20 protein-coding genes are annotated in these 18191 nt (G+C 60.2%); 8 read left to right on the top strand and 12 right to left on the bottom strand.

What is annotated here, in order from left to right; all coding sequences use genetic code 11:
* Positions 1 to 62: 62 nt before the first annotated feature.
* A complete protein-coding gene (locus tag H4W29_RS34100; protein WP_192733245.1) occupies positions 63 to 491 on the top strand; it encodes a DUF4864 domain-containing protein in 429 nt (142 codons plus the stop codon).
* Here H4W29_RS34100 and tgt read toward each other — a convergent pair whose 3' ends face one another.
* The 5 genes from tgt to coaD all read right to left on the bottom strand — a co-directional run bounded on the left by tgt (position 492) and on the right by coaD (position 4408).
* A complete protein-coding gene (gene tgt, locus H4W29_RS34105) occupies positions 492 to 1625 on the bottom strand; it encodes a tRNA guanosine(34) transglycosylase Tgt (protein WP_192733246.1) in 1134 nt (377 codons plus the stop codon). It lies immediately after the preceding gene.
* Positions 1622 to 2707, bottom strand: a complete 1086-nt coding sequence (queA, locus tag H4W29_RS34110; RefSeq protein ID WP_192733247.1) for a tRNA preQ1(34) S-adenosylmethionine ribosyltransferase-isomerase QueA — start codon at positions 2705 to 2707, stop codon at positions 1622 to 1624. Before queA ends, tgt begins: the two co-directional genes overlap by 4 nt.
* Before the next feature lie 72 nt (positions 2708 to 2779).
* A complete protein-coding gene (locus tag H4W29_RS34115) occupies positions 2780 to 3289 on the bottom strand; it encodes a peptidylprolyl isomerase (RefSeq protein ID WP_113429222.1) in 510 nt (169 codons plus the stop codon).
* Positions 3290 to 3314: 25 nt separating this feature from the next.
* Positions 3315 to 3887 (bottom strand): peptidylprolyl isomerase, encoded by a 573-nt coding sequence (locus H4W29_RS34120; RefSeq protein WP_192733248.1) that lies wholly within the window; start codon positions 3885 to 3887, stop codon positions 3315 to 3317.
* 26 nt (positions 3888 to 3913) lie between these two features.
* Positions 3914 to 4408 (bottom strand): pantetheine-phosphate adenylyltransferase, encoded by a 495-nt coding sequence (gene coaD, locus H4W29_RS34125; RefSeq protein ID WP_192733249.1) that lies wholly within the window; start codon positions 4406 to 4408, stop codon positions 3914 to 3916.
* A 92-nt stretch (positions 4409 to 4500) separates the two neighbouring features.
* Here coaD and H4W29_RS34130 point away from each other — a divergent pair, with 92 nt between their 5' ends.
* The 3 genes from H4W29_RS34130 to H4W29_RS34725 all read left to right on the top strand — a co-directional run bounded on the left by H4W29_RS34130 (position 4501) and on the right by H4W29_RS34725 (position 5257).
* Complete coding sequence (locus H4W29_RS34130) at positions 4501 to 4776, top strand: hypothetical protein (RefSeq protein WP_192733250.1); 276 nt, start codon at positions 4501 to 4503, stop codon at positions 4774 to 4776.
* 97 nt (positions 4777 to 4873) lie between these two features.
* On the top strand, positions 4874 to 5083 hold the full coding sequence (locus H4W29_RS34135; RefSeq protein WP_007811989.1) for a hypothetical protein: 210 nt from the start codon (positions 4874 to 4876) through the stop codon (positions 5081 to 5083).
* A 39-nt stretch (positions 5084 to 5122) separates the two neighbouring features.
* Positions 5123 to 5257: a hypothetical protein gene (locus H4W29_RS34725; protein WP_007811987.1), complete on the top strand. Its 135-nt coding sequence runs from the start codon at positions 5123 to 5125 to the stop codon at positions 5255 to 5257.
* 59 nt (positions 5258 to 5316) lie between these two features.
* Here H4W29_RS34725 and H4W29_RS34140 read toward each other — a convergent pair whose 3' ends face one another.
* The 5 genes from H4W29_RS34140 to gyrA all read right to left on the bottom strand — a co-directional run bounded on the left by H4W29_RS34140 (position 5317) and on the right by gyrA (position 11524).
* Positions 5317 to 5610 (bottom strand): hypothetical protein, encoded by a 294-nt coding sequence (locus H4W29_RS34140; protein WP_246517657.1) that lies wholly within the window; start codon positions 5608 to 5610, stop codon positions 5317 to 5319.
* Positions 5611 to 5642: 32 nt separating this feature from the next.
* A complete protein-coding gene (locus tag H4W29_RS34145) occupies positions 5643 to 6716 on the bottom strand; it encodes a hypothetical protein (RefSeq protein ID WP_192733252.1) in 1074 nt (357 codons plus the stop codon).
* Positions 6716 to 7123 carry a hypothetical protein gene (locus H4W29_RS34150; protein WP_192733253.1) on the bottom strand — a complete coding sequence of 136 codons (408 nt, stop codon included), beginning with the start codon at positions 7121 to 7123 and terminating at the stop codon, positions 6716 to 6718. Before H4W29_RS34150 ends, H4W29_RS34145 begins: the two co-directional genes overlap by 1 nt.
* A 10-nt stretch (positions 7124 to 7133) precedes the next feature.
* Positions 7134 to 8627, bottom strand: a complete 1494-nt coding sequence (locus tag H4W29_RS34155; RefSeq protein WP_192733254.1) for an FAD-binding oxidoreductase — start codon at positions 8625 to 8627, stop codon at positions 7134 to 7136.
* A 95-nt stretch (positions 8628 to 8722) separates the two neighbouring features.
* Positions 8723 to 11524, bottom strand: coding sequence for a DNA gyrase subunit A (gene gyrA / locus H4W29_RS34160; protein WP_192733255.1), 2802 nt, complete (start codon positions 11522 to 11524; stop codon positions 8723 to 8725).
* Between the two features lie 225 nt (positions 11525 to 11749).
* Here gyrA and H4W29_RS34165 point away from each other — a divergent pair, with 225 nt between their 5' ends.
* On the top strand, positions 11750 to 12397 hold the full coding sequence (locus H4W29_RS34165) for a MarC family protein (protein ID WP_192733256.1): 648 nt from the start codon (positions 11750 to 11752) through the stop codon (positions 12395 to 12397).
* Positions 12398 to 12444: 47 nt separating this feature from the next.
* Here the strand turns inward: H4W29_RS34165 and H4W29_RS34170 are convergent, their stop codons facing one another.
* The gene (locus H4W29_RS34170) at positions 12445 to 13002 is read right to left on the bottom strand and encodes a single-stranded DNA-binding protein (RefSeq protein ID WP_192733257.1); all 558 of its coding nucleotides are present in this window, start codon (positions 13000 to 13002) and stop codon (positions 12445 to 12447) included.
* 254 nt (positions 13003 to 13256) lie between these two features.
* On the opposite strand from H4W29_RS34170, the gene uvrA reads away from it, so the two are divergent.
* Genes uvrA through H4W29_RS34185 form a run of 3 tightly spaced genes read left to right on the top strand, consistent with a single transcriptional unit; the run spans position 13257 to position 17486 of the window.
* Entirely contained in the window at positions 13257 to 16181 is a 2925-nt protein-coding gene (gene uvrA, locus H4W29_RS34175) for an excinuclease ABC subunit UvrA (protein ID WP_192733258.1), read from the top strand.
* Positions 16178 to 16657, top strand: a complete 480-nt coding sequence (locus H4W29_RS34180) for a GNAT family N-acetyltransferase (protein WP_192733259.1) — start codon at positions 16178 to 16180, stop codon at positions 16655 to 16657. Before uvrA ends, H4W29_RS34180 begins: the two co-directional genes overlap by 4 nt.
* A gap of 22 nt (positions 16658 to 16679) precedes the next feature.
* Positions 16680 to 17486: a DUF72 domain-containing protein gene (locus H4W29_RS34185; RefSeq protein WP_192733260.1), complete on the top strand. Its 807-nt coding sequence runs from the start codon at positions 16680 to 16682 to the stop codon at positions 17484 to 17486.
* Between the two features lie 4 nt (positions 17487 to 17490).
* Here H4W29_RS34185 and H4W29_RS34190 read toward each other — a convergent pair.
* Positions 17491 to 18191: NAD(P)H-hydrate dehydratase (locus tag H4W29_RS34190; RefSeq protein WP_192733261.1), on the bottom strand; the 701-nt coding region annotated here is incomplete at its 5' end.

Raw genomic sequence — 18191 nt, forward strand, 5'->3', positions numbered from 1 at the left:
TGGGCTCTTTCCTTGCGCGCAAAATAGCCTACACTTCTGCTGACATAGCCGGAGATGATCCCATGCGCGCATTCTTCGCAGTGCTGGTTCTGTGTGCCGTATCCGTGATGTCAGGCATGGCGGCCTGGGCCGAAGATCCCGTGCAGGCGACACAGGCGATGATCGAGGAGCAGATCAGGGCATTCCTCAAGGACGACGCGGATACCGCCTATTCCTTCGCTGCGCCCGGCATCAAGGCCATGTATCCCGACAAGAATGTCTTCTTCGCCATGGTGAAGAAAAGCTATGAACCGGTCTATCACCCCGGCAACTATGCATTCGGGCGCAGCAGATCGATCGACGACGGGGCAATGATCTATCAGGAAGTGCTGATTTCCGGCCGCGACGGCAAGGACTGGACGGCGATCTATCAGGTCGCTCGTCAGCCTGACGGCAGCTTCAAGATCAACGGCGTGCAGATCGTGCCGAACGCCGATAGCAAGGGCATTTGATCAGACGGGCTCGAGATCGCCCCTCGCCCATTCCTCGATCGTTTCCGCCATGAAATCGGCGAAACGACCTTCGGCAATCGCCTTGCGGATGCCCTGCATCAGTTCCTGATAGTAGTTCAGATTGTGCCAGGAGAGCAGCATGCCGCCGAGCGCCTCGTTGGCGCGCACGAGATGGTGGAGATAGGCACGTGAATAATCGCGCGTCGCCGGGCAGTTCGACTGTTCGTCGAGCGGGCGCATATCCTCGGCGTGGCGGGCGTTTCGGATATTGACCTTGCCACGACGGGTAAAGGCCAGACCGTGACGGCCCGAGCGGGTCGGCATCACGCAGTCGAACATGTCGATGCCGCGGGCAACCGATTTCAGAATATCATCAGGCGTGCCGACGCCCATCAGGTAGCGCGGCTTCTCGCCGGGCAAGACCGGTAGCGTCGTTTCCAGCATCTTCAGCATCACGTCCTGCGGCTCGCCGACCGCAAGGCCACCGACGGCGTAGCCCTTCAGATCGAGCTTTGCCAGTTCCTCGGCAGAGCGGACGCGCAAGGCCGGCACGTCGCCGCCCTGGACGATGCCGAACATCGCCTTGCCCGGCTGGTTGCCGAAAGCGACCTTGCAACGCTCGGCCCAGCGCAGCGACAGCTCCATGGCGCGCTCGATTTCCTTGGGCTCTGCCGGCAGTGCCACGCATTCGTCGAGCTGCATCTGGATATCGGAGCCGAGCAGGCCCTGGATTTCGATGGAGCGCTCCGGCGACATGTGATGCAGGCTGCCGTCGACATGCGACTTGAAGGTCACACCCTGCTCATCGAGCTTGCGCAGGCCGGAAAGCGACATGACCTGGAAGCCGCCGGAATCCGTCAGGATCGGATGCTCCCAGCGGATGAGCTTGTGCAACCCGCCGAGGCGGGCGACGCGTTCGGCCGTCGGGCGCAGCATCAGGTGATAGGTATTGCCGAGGATGATGTCGGCGCCGGTCTCGCGCACCTGGTCGAGATACATGGCCTTGACCGTGCCGACCGTACCGACAGGCATGAAGGCCGGCGTGCGGATTGTGCCGCGCGGCATGGAAACCTCACCGAGGCGTGCGCCGGCATCGGTCTTCTTGAGGGTGAACTGGAAGTTCTCAGTCGTCATCGATCTTTCCGGAAAAGAAGGCTCGCGTCGCCGTAGGAATAGAAGCGGTAGCCTGTCGAAATGGCGTGTTTGTAGGCGGCGTGCATGGTTTCGAAGCCGGCGAAGGCTGAGACCAGCATGAAGAGTGTCGAGCGCGGCAGGTGGAAATTGGTCATCAGGATATCGACCGCCTTGAAGCGATAGCCGGGCGTAATGAAGATCCCTGTCGCGCCGGCCCAGGGCTTGATCTCGCCGTTTTCCTCTGTAGCGCTCTCAATCAGCCGCAGCGAGGTCGTGCCGACGCAGATGATGCGCCCGCCCCTCTCCCGCACGGCATTCAGCTTCGCGGCGATCTCGGCGCTGACATAACCGCTTTCGAGATGCATCTTGTGATCGTCGGTATCGTCGGCCTTGACCGGCAGGAAGGTGCCGGCGCCGACATGCAGCGTCACGAAATGGCGTTCGATGCCAGCCTTGTCCAGTGCCTCGAAAAGACCAGGAGTGAAATGGAGGCCGGCAGTCGGGGCGGCGACGGCACCCTCCTCCCGCGCGTAGATGGTCTGGTAATCGGCGCGGTCGCGTTCGTCCTCAGGACGCTTGGCGGCGATATAGGGCGGCAGTGGAATATGGCCGACGCCGGCGATTGCCTCGTCCAGTGCAGGTCCAGAGAGGTCGAAAGCGAGTGTCACCTCGCCCGCCTCGCCCTTTTCTTCGACGGTCGCATCGAGCGAGCCGATCATGCAGCTTTCGCCGCTATGGCCGAAGGCGATGCGGTCGCCTTCCTTGATACGCTTGCCGGGTTTGGCGAAGGCTTTCCATTTGTTGGCGCCGATGCGCATGTGGAGCGTAGCCGAAACCTGCTGCCCGCCGGCGCCCTCGCGATGACGAATGCCTTCGAGTTGGGCCGGAATGACCTTGGTATCGTTGAAGACAAGCGCGTCGCCCGTGCGCAGGAAGAACGGCAGGTCGAAGACGCGATGATCCGAAAGAACAGGCTGCCCGTTCGGATCGACGACAAGCAGCCGCGCGCTGTCGCGCGGCTCAGCGGGCCGCAGCGCAATGCGTTCATCCGGCAGGTCGAAATCGAAGAGGTCTACGCGCATCGAAGCACTTCCAGGCAAAGCGAAACCCGCCCCGCGCTCTCGCGCAAGGGCGGGTTCCAGCAGAAATCACAATCAGACGTCGGCGGCAACCCGCATGGAGACGATCGAATCCGGATCGGAGACGGGCTCGCCCTTCTTGATCTTGTCGATATTGTCCATGCCTTCGATGACCTGGCCCCAGACCGAGTACTGCTTGTTCAGCCAGGGAGCGTCGGTGAAGCAGATGAAGAACTGCGAGTTCGCCGAGTTCGGGCTCTGCGAGCGGGCCATCGAGCAGGTGCCGCGAACATGCGGCGTTGCCGAGAATTCAGCCTTCAAATCGTCCTTTTCGGAGCCGCCCATGCCGGCGCGGCCCGGATTGAAGTTCTCGCCGCCCTTCTTGCCGAACTGTACGTCACCCGTCTGCGCCATGAAATCGGCGATGACGCGGTGGAAAACGACACCGTCATACGCCTTCTCGCGAGCGAGTTCCTTGATGCGCTTGACATGCTCGGGGGCGACCTGCGGCAGAAGCTGGATGACAACCTTGCCCTTGGTGGTTTCCAGAATGATGGTGTTTTCCGGATCCTTGATCTCGGCCATTGTCGTTCTCCTTCTTGTCGTGAATTTACTTCTTGCCCATCGTGACCTTGATCATGCGGTCAGGATTGCTGACTTCGCCGTTCTGGCCTTCGCCCTTCTTGATCTTGTCTACGTTTTCCATGCCGGAGACAACCTTGCCGACGACCGTGTACTGGCCGTTCAGGAAGGAGCCGTCAGCGAACATGATGAAGAACTGCGAGTTGGCGGAATTCGGATCCTGGGCACGCGCCATGCCGACCGTACCGCGAACAAAGGGAGTCTTGGAGAATTCGGCCGGCAGGTCCGGCAGGTCGGAGCCGCCGGTGCCGGCCTGGCTCGCATCGAAGTTCTTTTCCATATTGCCATATTTCACGTCGCCGGTCTGGGCCATGAAGCCCGGGATGACACGGTGGAAGGCGACATTGTCATATTCGCCCTTCTTCACCAGCGCTTCGATCTGCGCCACATGCTTCGGCGCCACATCCGGCAGCAGCTGGATGACAACAGGGCCGCTCTTCAGCTGGATGGTGATGTAGTGATCGGCCGCCTGCGCAAAAGCGTCGCCCGCGAAGGAGGCGAGATAGAGCACGCCGGCAAATGCAAGATAGAAGAGTTTCATGTGAGCTCCGTTGCGGCGATGGACGCCTAGGCTTTGCGCTTGGATTTCAGGGCTTGCAAGACGGCCGCCGGCACGAAGGCGCTGACATCGCCGCCCATGGCCGCGATCTGGCGCACCAATGTGGCGGTAATGGGCCGCGAGGCCGTGCCTGCCGGCAGAAAGATAGTCTGTATATCAGGCGCCATCTGCCTGTTCATGCCGGCCATCTGCATTTCATAATCAAGATCAGTGCCGTCACGCAGGCCGCGGATCAGCAGGCTTGCGCCATGCGTGCGTGCAGCGTCGACGACGAGATTGTCGAAGGAGACGACATCGATATGCGTGCTCTTTTCCGGCAGCACCTCGGCCAGCGACGCGCGGATCAGCCCTGCCTTTTCCTCGAAGGAAAAAAGTGGTGCCTTCCCGGGGTGGATGCCGATCGCGACGATCACCTTTTCGGCGACGTTGAGCGCCTGGACCAGTACGTCAACGTGTCCATTGGTGATCGGGTCGAAGGACCCCGGATAGAAAGCTGTGGTCATATCGTCCGGCCGTTTGTTTTCACGCCTTTTGTCATGGAAGCCGGTTTCCCGCAAGTTATTTAGCCATGCCGCCTGACGCGGCTGAACGATGAATGAACGGGGCGTTCAAGGCCCACTCAGATGCGATCTGCTTTACTCGGATCATCAACACAGAAACTGCCGGTCCCGGCAGCGTCACTCCCCGGAAAGACCCGATCATGCTGATCATCCTTATTGCAATAGCCGTAATTTTTTCTGTGTTTGCGGAGCTTTTCTACGGTTACTTCGCAGAACGGCATCAGCTTGGCTGGGTACGGCCGGAGCTCAACGAACATGCGGCCATCATGCGACAGCTTGGCCGCATGCGTTCTAATCGATTTGAATTCTGAACGGCAGATGAACGCGACATTCAAGGTCGCTTCAGATCACGGTTGGTAAATCCCCGTCAACATCCGGCGGGAACCTTTTAAAGACGGATGCGTTCAAATGATCGACACATATGAGATGCGGAAGCGCGGCAGGAAGGGAATTAAGATGCCTGGCAAGATCACCATGATTAACATGCTCTGGATGGTAATGATTACGGGCATGCTGACTGCCACAATCGCTCTCTATGACAATCAGAAGGTCGATACCTCCAAGGTCTATGGCCCGTTCGCTTCGGCTCGCTCCGTAAGCGTGCTCGGCCAGTACTGAGGGGCGTAAACGCAACTCCCTGCAGAAAGGAACGCCACCATGTTCACGATCCTGACAGTTTTCACAGCACTCATCAGCATCATGTTCATAGTGTCCGTTACTTCGACGATTTCCGCGCTGCGCCGTGAAAGCGAGGAAGTGAAATCGATGAACAAGAAGCATAGCGCTTTCTAAAGCCGCTCCCGCAGCGCAAAGCATTGAATGCAAGCCGGATGTTCTGCATCCGGCTTTTCTCATGTCGAAGATGCAGGCCGCAGCGCCAGACAACCGCTCTTTCGCAGCGGCAGAACAAGAAGAGCCCCCTTGCCATAGAGCGCACGCACATAGTCGCCGCGTTCGCTTGTGACGACGGCAAAGCCCGTGCCCCATCGCAGGATGGAGACACCTTCGGGCAATGCGCCGGGTTCGATGCTGCCGGCGGGAAAGACCATGGCAGCCGGCGCTTCGCCCGTTGCCGCAAAGACGACAGCAAACAGCGCGAAGACTGCGGCAACAACCGCAATCGCAGTACTTGTCCTGCGAGCCAAGCGTCTGATCAAAGAGCCACCCGTCCGATGTTTCAGAAATCGAATATATGTTCGAGGCCCGGATCGGCAATTGGCCGGCCTTTGAGCAGCGGCGCGAGATCGGACATCTTGACCGACAGAAGCAGGCGGTCGCTGTCAAAACCTGATCGCTGCAATCGCGTGATTACCTCGCCGGGCAGATTGTTCTGTTCTGCACCCGACGGCGTGGTCAGCGACACCATGATCTCGTCGTTGCCTGCGATCTCGCGGATGACACCGCCAACCCTGGCGATCTCGGCCAGGATATGCGTAAAGCGGTCGTAACGCGGCGTTTCGATCAGCACGCCATCGGCCGTTTCCGAAATGACCGATATATCGGGAACGGCCTGAAGCGTGGCGGCGGGCAGGCCTGATATGACCGATCGGATCGTCAGCTTCGCCTCGCCGGTTGCGGCGACAGCACTGGCGATCATCCCGGCATAGGCGATCTTGGCGCGCCATTCACCGCCGAGCGCCAGGCGGCGCTCCCAGCCACGCAGCGGCTCTTCCACCGGCGCGGCCCAAAGCCTGTCGATCCAGGGCTGGAAGGGATATTTGTACCAGGGGGTCTGACGCAGGAAGGCGGCATAATCGATCGCCATATCGCGGGCGACGATATCCTGTGGTGTCTTTTCGCTGCCGCGCCAGAGCGCAAAAAGCCGGCCGATCGTTTCCTCATAGGCTGCCTTCAGGCCCATTTCGAGCGTGAAGCTGACACCGATGGTGGCGATCATCATTCGCGTCTCGCTATCGGCGCCGCCGTGGCGATCGGCAATGCGGGTCAGCGCACAGTCTGCGACCCAGAAATCCTTGACGCTGGAGAAATAGTCGAAGCCATATTCGTCGCCCGTCTTCAGGGTTTCGGCGAGGCCGTCATAGGCATAGACGATATGCCACTCTGGATAGGTGAGATAAGTATTGGCCTCCTGCCGGCGGAATTCGGGGGCCGATATCAGCGGCTTGTAGCTGTCGGGCTCGGGATCGGCATGGCAGAAGGTCTCGACATAGGCGACCGGGCTGAGCAGCAGCAGGACGGCAACGATGAGAACTGCGAGTAGCCAGCCGATGATCTTCAGAAGGCGCCGCATCACGGGGCCTCGCGGCGGAAGATATAGCTGGAGGCGATTCCCACACCGCCAAGAAAGAGATGCGGCAGGTTGGCGAGAATTTTGAACGTAAAGGGAAGATCCTGAATGCCGTAGTTGACGATGCCGAGATCAAGGTAACCTGACCCGGTAATCAGCCCGAGCAGCCCATCACTGAAATAGAGCAGGCCGAAGTAGAAAAGGAAATTCCGTGATGCGCGGGCCGAGAGAATCGCCGCGGTGCCCGCCCAGGCGGCCGAGGCCAGATGCAGGCTGTCGTCATAGATATCGAGCGCGAAGATGCCGAAGGCGCGTCCCTCCGCATCCGTCAGCCCCGGAATATAATTCAATGCGGCCGCAAAGAGCAGAGCCACCGTATAAAGCACAGCAATCAGTCGAAGCCTGGACATCATGATCTCCCTAGAGGCTTCCGAGATAGCGATCCCAGAAATGATTGCGGAAGGTAAGGCCGGGATCCAGCCGACGCTTGGCCGCTGCAAATTCCCCAGCGCGGGGATAGGCGCGGGTAAACTGATCCAATCGGGCATGCGGCCGATACGGCAGATAGTAGCTTCCGCCGATTGCCAGCACGCGCTCGATCAGCGCTTCCGTCATGCGCTGCATATCTGCCTCGCCTCTGACAGTCTTTTCCTGCGAGAAGAGCATGACAGCCGCGATGCGCGGCTCCGTCGCGTAAGCCAGCACACTGTCGCGATCGGTATCGACGTAACGGAGCGTGATGTTGAGGAGCTGCTGATAGGAAGCCGGAATGACATCCTGGCAGGCGACAACAAAATCGGCGAAGCGCGACGGCGAGACGAAATATTCGTGCAGGATATCTGTGCGGGACGGATCCCGGTCATCGAGCGTGATGACGGGTTCGTTCATTAAGCTGTTGCGCGTAGCCTGCGCCGCAAGCGATGGATTGATAACGGCCTCGGTCCACCAGCGAAGATGTTTGGCCGTATCCGAACCGACTTGCGCCCGGAAGATTTCGCGCGAGACATGGCTGATGAAACCGGAGCCGGAGGCCGGCGGTATCTTGGCCTGATCCGGGGCGGCGCGATAGGTGATCAGCAGCGCGTCTTCAAAGAAGCGATCGAGCGAAATATCCATCCGGCCGTAGGCCATGTTGATCGAGCTGTCGCCCGCAAGCACCTCGGCAAAGCGCCGGCCGAGATCTTCGCCTGCCAGATGCTCGAAGGTCGGCTGCAGGAGCACGTTCGGTACCATGTCGAGCTCGAGCTCGGTGATGAGGCCAAACAGCCCATATCCACCCATGGCGTGATTGAAAATTTCGGCATTTTCCGTGCGCGAGCAGGTCAAGAGAACGCCGTCCGCCGTCATCAACCTGATGGAGCGGACGGTACTGCCGCAGGCGCTGAAAGGAACCGGCCAGCCGTGCGCATTGACCGAAAAGGTACTGGCGACGCCGAAATCATTGTTGGACTGCATGACGGCGGGCGAAAAGCCGATGGTATCGAGCTTGGAAATGATCGTCGACCAGCGCGTACCGGCGGCGACGCGGTAGGTCTTGGCGGCCGTATCCGCCTCCAGCCAATCCTGATCTAGCGTTAGCGCCGTACCGTTTTCGGCAAGGCTCTGGCCACCCATCGAATGGCGTGCGGCGCTGGCGATGAAGGGCCGGTTTGCCTTTACCGCATCGGCCAGTGCTGTGCGTAACTGGCCGATCATGGCATCCTGCGGCGGCTCCTTGACGGTCAGATGGGCCACGACCCGGGTCGGCGTCAGCTCTCCCGCGTCATTGAGGACGATCGTGCCGTCTTCAACGGGAAGCTCTGTCGGAAAGGCTGGTCCGGGATCACTTTGCGGCTGAAGCAGGAAACGCCCCGCCGCCACACCGGCTGCAGCCGAAATACCGGCCAGCACCCCTCGCCTTGTCCACCTGCCCACAACATTCCCCCTCCGGATGAATCGGCAAGCTCTTCATAGCGCAATAAAAAACCGGGCGGCAGTGGCCGCCCGGTCTGCAATGAGAAAGTGGTGAATTATTCCGCCGATGGGGTTTCGTCACCTTCGTCCGTTGCAGGCGCTTCACCTTCGGAAACCACGGCTTGGTCACCGTTGTCAGCGGCCTCTTCCTCTTCCGGCTCGCTGATACGCTCGACCGAGACGACCTTCTCATCCTTGGCAGTGGAGAAGATCGTGACACCCTTGGTCGCGCGGCTGGCGATACGGATGCCGCCGACCGGAACGCGGATCAGCTGACCGCCATCCGAAACAAGCATGATCTGATCGCCATCGTCGATCGGGAAGGCGGCGACCAGTTCGCCGATTTCGCCTGTTTTCGACGTATCGGTGGCGCGGATACCCTTGCCGCCGCGGCCGGAGATGCGGAAATCGTAAGAGGACGAGCGTTTGCCGAAGCCCTTTTCCGAAACCGTCAGCACGAATTGTTCGCGCGCCTTCAGTTCTTCGTAGCGTTCGTCGGAGAGCTGTCCCTCTTCGGTGACCTCCTCGCCAACAAGAGCGATATCCTCTTCATCGACGCCCGTCGCACGACGTTCGGCGGCGGAACGCTTGAGGTAAGCGGCACGCTCCCATGGCTCGGCATCGACATGGCCGACGATCGTCATCGAGATGATGCGGTCGTTATCACCGAGATTGATGCCGCGCACGCCGATGGAATTGCGGCCGGCGAAGACGCGGACGTCATCGACGGAGAAGCGGATGCACTGGCCGAGCGCCGTCGTCAGCAGGACGTCGTCCTGATCGGTGCAGGTCTCGACGGAGAGGATCTCATCGCCCTCCTCGTCCAGCTTCATGGCGATCTTGCCATTGCGGTTTACCTGGACGAAGTCACTGAGCTTGTTACGGCGAACCGTACCACGCGTCGTCGAGAACATGACGTCGAGATTATCCCAGCTGTCCTCATCCTCCGGCAGCGGCAGAATGGTGGTGATGCGCTCACCGGGTTCAAGAGGCAGCATGTTGATGAGGGCTTTGCCGCGCGAGGTTGGCGTGCCGATCGGCAGACGCCAGACCTTCTCCTTATAGACGATGCCGCGCGAGGAGAAGAACAGAACCGGCGTATGGGTGTTGACCACAAATAGCCGACTAACAAAATCTTCGTCACGCGTGGTCATGCCCGAGCGGCCCTTGCCGCCGCGACGCTGAGCACGATAGGTCGTCAGCGGTACGCGCTTGATGTAGCCGAGATGCGAGACGGTCACGACCATGTCTTCGCGGGCGATGAGGTCTTCATCGTCCATCTCGAGGCCGCCGTCGATAATCTCAGTGCGGCGCGGTGTGCCGAACTCATCGCGAACGGCTGTCAACTCGTCCTTGACGATCGTCTGGATGCGGACACGCGACGACAGGATATCGAGATAATCCTTGATTTCCTCGCCTATCTTATTGAGTTCATCGCCGATTTCGTCACGGCCGAGAGCCGTCAGGCGTGCAAGGCGGAGCTCAAGAATCGCGCGAGCCTGCTCTTCCGAGAGGTTGTAAGTCAGGTCGTCATTGATGCGATGGCGGGGATCGTCGATGAGACGGATCAGGCTTTCGACATCTTCCGCCGGCCAGCGGCGGGTCATCAATTCTTCGCGGGCGGACTGCGGGTCCGGCGCCTGACGGATGACGCGGATGACTTCGTCGATATTGGCGACAGCAATCGCGAGACCGACCAAGACGTGGGCGCGCTCACGCGCTTTGCGAAGCAGGAATTTCGTTCTCCGGCTAACAACTTCCTCGCGGAAGGAAACGAAAGCGCGGAGCATATCGAGCAGCGTCAGCTGTTCCGGCTTGCCGCCGTTGAGCGCCACCATGTTGCAGCCGAAGGAGGTCTGCAGCGGCGTGTAACGGTAGAGCTGGTTCAGGATGACATCGGCATTGGCGTCGCGCTTCAGCTCCACGACGACGCGGTAGCCCTGGCGGTCGGATTCGTCGCGCAGATCCGAGATGCCTTCGATGCGCTTCTCGCGCACCAGTTCGGCCATCTTCTCGATCATCGTCGCCTTGTTCACCTGATAGGGAATTTCGGTGATGATGATCTGCTCGCGGTCGCCGCGCATCGGCTCGATGGTGGCAACGCCCCGCATGACGACGGAACCGCGCCCGGTTTCATAAGCCGAACGGATGCCGGCGCGACCGAGAATCTTGGCCCCAGTCGGGAAGTCGGGACCCGGAATGATCTGCATCAGTTCCGGCAGTTCGATTGCCGGATCATTGATCAGCGCAATACAGCCGTCGATGACCTCGGACAGGTTATGCGGCGGAATGTTGGTCGCCATGCCAACAGCGATGCCGCCGGCGCCGTTGACCAGCAGGTTCGGGAACTTGGCGGGCACCACGACCGGCTCTGAGAGCGTGCCGTCATAGTTGTCGCGGAAGTCGACCGTTTCCTTGTCGAGATCGTCGAGCAGCGAATGGGCGGCCTTCTGCAGACGGCATTCGGTGTAACGTTCGGCCGCCGGAGGGTCACCGTCGACGGAGCCGAAATTGCCCTGGCCGTCGATCAGCGGCAGGCGGAGCGACCAGTCCTGCGCCATTCGGGCAAGCGCGTCATAAATCGCAGCATTGCCGTGCGGATGGTATTTACCCATCACGTCCCCGGTGACGCGGGCGCATTTGACGTATTTTTTGTTCCAGTCGATGCCAAGCTCGGACATGCCATAGAGGATGCGCCGGTGCACGGGCTTCAGGCCATCGCGCACATCGGGCAGCGCACGCGACACGATTACGCTCATGGCGTAATCGAGATACGACCGCTGCATTTCCTCCATGATGGAGATAGGCTCGATGCCTGGCGGGAGCTTCCCGCCGCCGGGGGGTGTTTGCTCAGTCAAAACGGTTCACGTTCTCTTCTAGAATCACTCGAAGATTTATAGCGGAAAGCCTGTTCCCACGCCAATTTGGCCAGGGGTTTTGAACAGGCTTTTGCGGTCGAAAGAGGGCAAATCATAGTATTTGCCCATGGCAGGAAGACAATCAGCAATCATGCATTTGCCAAATCGGAATCGGCACAGCACAATTATGAAAAACAAGCATCTATATGGGGTTTTGAAGAAGCGATGGCAAGCGCCGACCAACTGATCAACGCGTTCACGACGCTGCTCGTCACTATCGATCCGCCGGGGCTTGCCCCGCTCTTTCTCGGCCTTACTGTCGGCATGAGCCGCCCGGAGCGAAAACAGGTGGCGCTGCGCGGCACCACCATCGCCTTCATCATCCTTGCGGTCTTTGCGCTATTCGGCTCCAGCGTGCTCGGTGTGCTCGGCATTTCCATCGGCGCCTTCCGCCTGGCGGGGGGATTGCTACTTTTCTGGATCGCCTTCGAAATGGTGTTTGAGAAGCGCCAGGACCGCAAGGAAAAGACCACGGAAGTGGCGATCACCAAGGATCATATCGAAAATATCGCCGTCTTCCCGCTGGCACTGCCGCTGATTGCCGGGCCGGGCGCCATTTCGGCGACGATCCTGCTCGGAGGCACCCTGCCCTCCACGGTCGAACGTGCGCAGCTGATCGGGGTTATTGCCGGCTGCCTGCTGATCACGCTGGTGGTGCTTTTCCTCGCCGACCGACTTGACCGCTTCCTCGGCGTCACCGGCCGGGCGATCCTGACCCGCCTTCTCGGCGTCATCCTGGCCGCCCTTGCCGCGCAGTTCGTTGTGGACGGTGCAAAATCTGCTCTCAATCTGATCAGCGCCACGCCGACATGAAAACGGCGCCCAAGGGCGCCGTCATCAGAGCTTTCGGATAGCATCGATCAAAACGGGATGTCGTCGTCGAGATCGCGCGAGAAGTTGCCGCCACCGGTGTTACTGCCGCCGCTGCTTCCGCCGCTACGGCCACCACCACTGCGACCACCGCCGGACGACGAACCAGAGCCGTAGTCGTCGCCGTAACCACCGCCACCGAAATCATCGCCGCCACGACCACCGCCGAAGCCGGAGCTTGCGCCGCCACCTTCACCACGCCCATCGAGCATCGTCAGCGTCGAATTAAAGCCCTGCAGCACGATTTCCGTCGAATAACGATCGTTGCCGTTCTGGTCCTGCCACTTGCGGGTCTGCAGCGCACCCTCGATATAGAGCTTGGCGCCCTTCTTCACATACTGCTCGACGACCTTGCAGAGGCCTTCGTTGAAGACGACGACCGTATGCCATTCAGTCTTTTCACGGCGTTCGCCGGAATTGCGGTCGCGCCAGGTTTCCGAGGTCGCGATGCGAAGATTGGCGATCGGCCGGCCATCCTGCGTGCGGCGGATTTCGGGGTCGGCGCCCACGTTTCCGATCAGAATTACCTTGTTCACACTGCCAGCCATATCATTTCACCTTACTGCCGCCCTGACCGGCGGCGTTTAAACCATCAACACACTTTAAACCATAGAGGACAAGCGGTGCGCATCCAGCCCTGCTTAATCCACAAGGAATTTTGTTCTTTATTTGTTCTAATTATCCGCTATGATCCTGTCAACAGAATCGAAAACCTTTATTGTTCCGGACATTCAGCCTCGACTCGCCCGCTGGCATCACTAAATAAGGGCTGTTATTCCCCAAACGACTTGAAGCAGAGACGATGAGCGAACTGAAGACGATCTCCATCCGTGGCGCGCGCGAGCATAATCTGAAGGGCATCGACCTCGATCTGCCACGCAACAAGCTCATCGTCATGACCGGCCTTTCCGGCTCCGGCAAATCCTCGCTCGCCTTCGATACGATCTATGCCGAGGGCCAGCGCCGCTATGTCGAGAGCCTTTCGGCCTATGCGCGCCAGTTCCTGGAAATGATGCAGAAGCCGGATGTCGACCAGATCGACGGACTGTCGCCTGCCATCTCGATCGAGCAGAAGACGACCTCGCGCAATCCGCGCTCGACCGTCGGTACCGTCACCGAAATCTACGACTATATGCGCCTGCTCTTCGCACGCGTTGGCGTTCCCTATTCGCCCGCCACGGGCCTGCCGATCGAGAGCCAGACGGTGAGCCAGATGGTCGACCGTGTGCTCGCCTTCGAGGAGGGCACGCGTCTTTATATATTGGCGCCGATGATCCGCGGCCGCAAGGGCGAGTATAAGAAGGAACTGGCGGAGCTCATGAAAAAGGGCTTCCAGCGCGTCAAGATCGACGGCCAGTTCTACGAGATCGCCGATGCGCCAACGCTCGACAAGAAATATAAGCACGATATCGATGTGGTTATCGACCGTATCGTCGTGCGGCCCGACATGGCCTCGCGCCTGGCCGACAGTTTCGAAACGGCGCTGAAGCTCGCCGACGGCCTCGCCGTTGCCGAATTCGCCGACAAACCATTGCCGCCTGAGGAAACCTCGGCCGGCGGCTCGGCCAACAAGTCGCTCAATGAAACGCATGAGCGCGTGCTGTTTTCGGAAAAGTTCGCCTGCCCGGTCTCCGGCTTCACTATTCCGGAAATCGAACCACGGCTCTTCTCGTTCAACAATCCCTTCGGGGCGTGCCCGACCTGCGACGGTCTGGGTTCACAGCAGAAGATCGATCCTGACCTGATCGTGCCCGAGCCGGAGCGTACGCTGCGCGACGGTGCGATAGCACCCTGGGCCAAGTCGACCTCGCCTTATTACAACCAGACGCTGGAAGCGCTCGGCAAGCATTTCGGCTTCAAGCTCGGCAGCCGCTGGAACGACCTTCCCGAAAAAGCCAAGGATGTCATCCTGAACGGCACCGAGGAGAGGATTGAATTCCACTATGCCGATGGTGCGCGCTCCTACACGACCTCGAAGAATTTCGAAGGCATCGTTCCCAATCTCGAGCGACGCTGGAAGGAAACGGACTCTGCCTGGGCGCGAGAAGATATCGAGCGCTTCATGTCGGCAGCCCCCTGCCCGGCCTGCAATGGCTATCGCCTGAAGCCGGAAGCGCTGGCAGTCAAGATCAACAGGCTGCATATCGGCGAAGTCACGCAAATGTCGATCCGCATCGCGCGCGACTGGTTCGAGACGCTGCCGGCGACCTTCAATGCCAAGCAGAACGAGATTGCCGTGCGCATTCTCAAGGAAATCCGCGACCGCTTGCGCTTCCTCAACGATGTCGGCCTCGAATATCTGAGCCTTTCGCGCAATTCCGGCACACTTTCCGGCGGCGAGAGCCAGCGCATCCGCCTTGCTTCGCAGATCGGTTCGGGCCTGACCGGCGTTCTCTACGTGCTCGACGAGCCGTCGATCGGCCTGCACCAGCGCGACAACGCCCGTCTTCTCGATACGCTGAAGCACCTTCGCGACATCGGCAATACGGTCATCGTCGTCGAACATGACGAAGATGCGATCCTGACGGCTGACGATGTGGTCGATATCGGGCCTGCAGCCGGTGTGCATGGCGGTCAGGTGGTGGCGCATGGCACGCCGCAGGAAATCATGGCCAATCCGAAATCGCTGACCGGCAAATACCTGTCGGGCGAGCTCGGCGTGGCCCTGCCTGACGAGCGGCGCAAGCCGAAGAAGGGCAAGGAGATCAAGGTCGTCGGCGCCCGCGGCAACAATCTGAAGAATGTCACGGCGGCGATCCCGCTCGGGGTCTTCACGGCGGTGACGGGTGTGTCGGGCGGTGGCAAGTCCACCTTCCTCATCGAGACGCTCTACAAGTCGGCGGCACGACGTGTCATGGGTGCGCGCGAGATCCCTGCCGATCACGACCGCATCGATGGTTTCGAGCATATAGACAAGGTGATCGACATCGATCAGTCGCCGATCGGCCGCACGCCGCGTTCGAACCCGGCCACCTATACTGGCGCCTTCACGCCGATCCGCGACTGGTTCGCCGGCCTGCCGGAGGCGAAGGCACGCGGCTATCAGCCGGGCCGCTTCTCCTTCAATGTCAAGGGCGGCCGATGCGAGGCCTGCCAGGGCGATGGCGTCATCAAGATCGAGATGCACTTCCTGCCTGACGTCTATGTCACCTGCGACGTCTGCCACGGCAAGCGTTACAACCGCGAAACGCTCGACGTGACTTTCAAGGGCAAGTCGATCTCCGACGTGCTGGACATGACGGTGGAAGAAGGTGTGGAGTTCTTCGCAGCGGTTCCGGCCGTGCGGGACAAGCTGCAGTCGCTGTTCGATGTCGGCCTCGGTTACATCAAGGTGGGCCAGCAGGCCAATACGCTCTCGGGCGGTGAGGCGCAGCGCGTCAAGCTTGCCAAGGAACTGTCGAAGCGTTCGACGGGCCGCACGCTCTATATCCTCGACGAGCCGACGACCGGTCTACATTTCCATGACGTCTCCAAGCTTCTGGAAATGCTGCACGAGTTGGTCAATCAAGGCAATTCGGTTGTTGTCATCGAGCACAATCTCGAAGTCATCAAGACGGCTGACTGGATCCTCGATTTCGGCCCTGAAGGCGGTGACGGCGGCGGCGAGATCGTGGCCGTCGGCACGCCGGAGACCATCGTCAAGGAGAAGCGTTCCTATACCGGTCAGTTCCTGAAGGAATTACTGGAGCGGCGGCCGGTCAAGAAGACGGTCGCGGCGGCGGAATGACGATGCGGCTTGCCACGGGAGCGGATCTGCCGGTTGTCGTGGCGCTGACGACGGCTGCCTATCAGCCCTATACGGATCTTTTCGGCTATCCACCGATTCCGGTGAGGGAAGATTACGCACCACGGATCGAGCGCGGCGAAGTCTGGCTGCGGGAAGCGGGCGGTACCGTGGTGGGGCTCTTGGTCGTCGAGCACCATGCCGACTACGTGATGCTTTTCAGTATCGCAGTATCGCCGGATTTCCAAGGAGCGGGGCATGGTGTGGCAATGCTGCGCTGGCTGGAAGACAAGGCACGGGAGTGGGGAAAGCCAGAGATGCGGCTCTACACCAATGCGCGGATGGAGCGAAACATCGCGCTTTATTCCGCCTTCGGTTTTCACGAAACGGGTCGCCGGCCCAATCCCTATCGGCCAGGATGGACCATCGTCGACATGACAAAGAAGGTCGATGGGGCAAAGAAGGTTGGCGCGATCTGAAGGATCGCAAGAGGAGGAGCAGATGAGCAAATCGGGCACGATCCGCGTAGGCATCGGCGGCTGGACATTCGAGCCGTGGCGCGGTCATTTCTTTCCCGCCGATCTCAAGCAGAAGGACGAGTTGCACTATGCCAGCCGTCAGTTGAAGGTCATCGAGGTCAACGGCACCTATTACAGCACGCAGAAGCCGGCAGTCTTCGCCAAATGGGCTTCGGATGTGCCTGATGGCTTCGTTTTTTCGCTGAAGGCGACGCGCTACACCACGAACCGCCGTGTGCTCGCCGAAGCCTGGGAATCGATGGAGAAGTTCCTCTCGTCCGGCATCAGCGAACTCGGCGATCATCTCGGCCCGTTGCTCTGGCAATTTGCACCGACCAAGAAATTCGAGCCCGATGATTTCGAAGCCTTCCTGAAGCTGCTGCCCGAAAAGCAGGACGGGCTGAAGCTGCGCCATGTCGTGGAAGTCAGGCACGATTCCTTCAAGGTGCCTGAATTCATTGCACTGCTCGAAAAATACGGTGTGGCACCCGTCTGCGCCGAACATTTCGACTATCCGATGATTGCCGATGTGACGGCGGATTTCGTCTATACCCGGCTGCAGAAAGGGTCCGACGATATTCCGACCTGCTATGCGGAGCCGGAACTGAAGGACTGGACCAAGCGACTGCAGGTCTGGGCCGAAGGTAAGGTGCCTGACGACCTGCCGCTGATCGACAAGGACAGGAAGGTCAAGGTCGAGCCGCGCGACGTCTTTGCCTTCATGATCCACGAGGGCAAGGTCAATGCACCGCACGGGGCGATTGCCCTGCAGAAACGGGTAGACAAGTAATCGCTCAGAAGGGCAGTACGTGGGCGGCAAGGTCTTCGGCCGTGAGGCCCTTGCCCGCGCGATGCCCTGCCTCTCCATGCAGCCAGACGGCGGCTGCCGCAGCCTCGAAGGCCGGCACGCCCTGGGCGAGCAGACCGCCGATAATGCCCGCCAGCACGTCGCCGGAACCGGCGGTCGCAAGCCAGACCGGCGCGTTGATATTAATCAGCGCACGCCCATCCGGCGAGGCGATGACGGTATCGGCACCCTTATAGACGATCGCGGCATTGGCGCGGCCGGCGGCGGCCAGCGCCTTATCGACTTTACCCGCCTTCTCGTCTGCGGCAATATCCGGAAAGAGGCGGGCGAATTCGCCATCATGTGGCGTCAGCACGAGGCGCGGCTCTCCCTTGAACAGATCGAACAGCGTCTGCGGATCATCCCTGAACGAGCTGATACCGTCAGCGTCGAGAACGAGATGGCGGTCTCGGAGCAGGGATACGAATTTGCGGGCTTTCTTTCCAATCCCGAAGCCGGGGCCGAGGACGAAGGTTTGAAGCCGTGTATCTTGAAGCCAGCCCTTCAATGCCGCCGCGTCGTCGATGGCGTGCAGCATGATGGCGGTCAGATGGGCGCTGTTGGCGGCGAGAGCCTCGGTCGGCGCGGCGATCGTCACCAGCCCTGCTCCGACTTTCAGGCCCGCAATGGCCGACATGCGGGCGGCAC

It is taken from the genome of Rhizobium viscosum (assembly GCF_014873945.1).
GTDB classification, from domain to species: domain Bacteria; phylum Pseudomonadota; class Alphaproteobacteria; order Rhizobiales; family Rhizobiaceae; genus Rhizobium; species Rhizobium viscosum.

Excerpts from the sequence above, each read along its gene's own strand:
- H4W29_RS34100 (WP_192733245.1), top strand. The coding sequence starts at position 63 with ATGCGCGCATTCTTCGCAGTGCTGGTTCTGTGTGCCGTATCCGTGATG.
- tgt (WP_192733246.1), bottom strand. The coding sequence starts at position 1,625 with ATGACGACTGAGAACTTCCAGTTCACCCTCAAGAAGACCGATGCCGGC.
- queA (WP_192733247.1), bottom strand. The coding sequence starts at position 2,707 with ATGCGCGTAGACCTCTTCGATTTCGACCTGCCGGATGAACGCATTGCG.
- H4W29_RS34115 (WP_113429222.1), bottom strand. The coding sequence starts at position 3,289 with ATGGCCGAGATCAAGGATCCGGAAAACACCATCATTCTGGAAACCACC.
- H4W29_RS34120 (WP_192733248.1), bottom strand. The coding sequence starts at position 3,887 with ATGAAACTCTTCTATCTTGCATTTGCCGGCGTGCTCTATCTCGCCTCC.
- coaD (WP_192733249.1), bottom strand. The coding sequence starts at position 4,408 with ATGACCACAGCTTTCTATCCGGGGTCCTTCGACCCGATCACCAATGGA.
- H4W29_RS34130 (WP_192733250.1), top strand. The coding sequence starts at position 4,501 with ATGAACGGGGCGTTCAAGGCCCACTCAGATGCGATCTGCTTTACTCGG.
- H4W29_RS34135 (WP_007811989.1), top strand. The coding sequence starts at position 4,874 with ATGATCGACACATATGAGATGCGGAAGCGCGGCAGGAAGGGAATTAAG.
- H4W29_RS34725 (WP_007811987.1), top strand. The coding sequence starts at position 5,123 with ATGTTCACGATCCTGACAGTTTTCACAGCACTCATCAGCATCATGTTC.
- H4W29_RS34145 (WP_192733252.1), bottom strand. The coding sequence starts at position 6,716 with ATGCGGCGCCTTCTGAAGATCATCGGCTGGCTACTCGCAGTTCTCATC.
- H4W29_RS34150 (WP_192733253.1), bottom strand. The coding sequence starts at position 7,123 with ATGTCCAGGCTTCGACTGATTGCTGTGCTTTATACGGTGGCTCTGCTC.
- H4W29_RS34165 (WP_192733256.1), top strand. The coding sequence starts at position 11,750 with ATGGCAAGCGCCGACCAACTGATCAACGCGTTCACGACGCTGCTCGTC.
- H4W29_RS34170 (WP_192733257.1), bottom strand. The coding sequence starts at position 13,002 with ATGGCTGGCAGTGTGAACAAGGTAATTCTGATCGGAAACGTGGGCGCC.
- uvrA (WP_192733258.1), top strand. The coding sequence starts at position 13,257 with ATGAGCGAACTGAAGACGATCTCCATCCGTGGCGCGCGCGAGCATAAT.
- H4W29_RS34180 (WP_192733259.1), top strand. The coding sequence starts at position 16,178 with ATGACGATGCGGCTTGCCACGGGAGCGGATCTGCCGGTTGTCGTGGCG.
- H4W29_RS34185 (WP_192733260.1), top strand. The coding sequence starts at position 16,680 with ATGAGCAAATCGGGCACGATCCGCGTAGGCATCGGCGGCTGGACATTC.